The sequence below is a fragment of the Mariniflexile gromovii genome (assembly GCF_017814435.1).
GTDB classification, from domain to species: domain Bacteria; phylum Bacteroidota; class Bacteroidia; order Flavobacteriales; family Flavobacteriaceae; genus Mariniflexile; species Mariniflexile gromovii.
The window spans coordinates 1-1,102 of the sequence record NZ_JAGJCB010000052.1; the positions used below are offsets into that span (position 1 = coordinate 1).

The window sequence follows — 1,102 nt, forward strand, 5'->3', positions numbered from 1 at the left end:
GATAATCCTATCGGAATTATCAACATTCCAACACCACAGAATCATCATTATGAGATAATTAAAATATAAATATTAACTTTGAAGAACTAGGCTAGTGCTTTTCATAGGATACGGTGTTGTGCATAGTGTTTTTATTCTTTATTAATTCCAATGTCATCTATTTCAGTTAATTTTTCAGTCTGCTTAGTTAATAAAAATGGTATGTAAATTCCAATTCCGATAATTAAGGTGGAATATATAAAAATCGGTTCAATTATTAAATATTGAGGTATTAATGGATTTGATTGTTTTCCTATAAAAGTCAATAAATAAAGTCCAATTAAAAAGAATATTATTGTCGAAAATAAAATGGTTAAAATATCTATTGTCAGTTCAGAGTATTTAAATTTCGCACGTTTTGAGTTTAGCATTATTCCAAAAAAAGGAATAAGAGATATCACTCCATAATCTAAAAAGTAAATAGTCACTCCAAAAAAATAATCAGTTTTTTCTTGAATAAATTGCTCCAAACCAAATATGTTAGTTGGACCAATTCCAAATGTTAGAATTAAGAAAATTAGTCCAGAAACTCGTAAAATTTGCTTTTTTATATTTTCAGGTATTTTTGTCAATTTTGTGTTCTTATGTTAGTTGCTCTACATTATGCACAACGTTTAGTATAAAAATTGAAGCGTGTAAAATAGTGGTATGTTCCAAAATGGAACTAACCTAATTAACAATTAAACAACTTTAAGCAATAACATTAATAGCTTTTGTTTTTATATGGTGTTGTAAACTTTTAAATTATGAGCAAAGAAAAAATAAACTTTTGGTGTAGAAACGGATTGCATTTTTGGAGAGATTATATGCCTATGTGTTTTAAACAAGGTTGTTTTACTTATGACACTGACAATGACTGGAGAAAATGTAAAAAATGCAATAAAACCCAAATGAGAACGGACGAATATAGTAGTTGGAAAAACAAATAATTTTATTGTTTACAACGTGTTTGTATAAGAGTAGTTGCGGTTTTGTGTGCGAGGATTTTCCGCAGGAAAATCAGACGTAACAAAAACGCAACGACCTTTGTTTAAGCTTAAAATAAGCAATTATTTTTATACGG

Annotated in this window: 2 protein-coding genes; one reads left to right on the forward strand and one right to left on the reverse strand. The window is 27.8% G+C overall.

Annotated elements, in window-relative coordinates; all coding sequences use genetic code 11:
- Positions 1-131: 131 nt before the first annotated feature.
- Entirely contained in the window at positions 132-611 is a 480-nt protein-coding gene (locus J8H85_RS18845; RefSeq protein WP_209657250.1) for a hypothetical protein, read from the reverse strand.
- 174 nt (positions 612-785) lie between these two features.
- Here J8H85_RS18845 and J8H85_RS18850 point away from each other — a divergent pair, with 174 nt between their 5' ends.
- Entirely contained in the window at positions 786-968 is a 183-nt protein-coding gene (locus J8H85_RS18850) for a hypothetical protein (RefSeq protein ID WP_209657252.1), read from the forward strand.
- Positions 969-1,102: the final 134 nt, after the last annotated feature.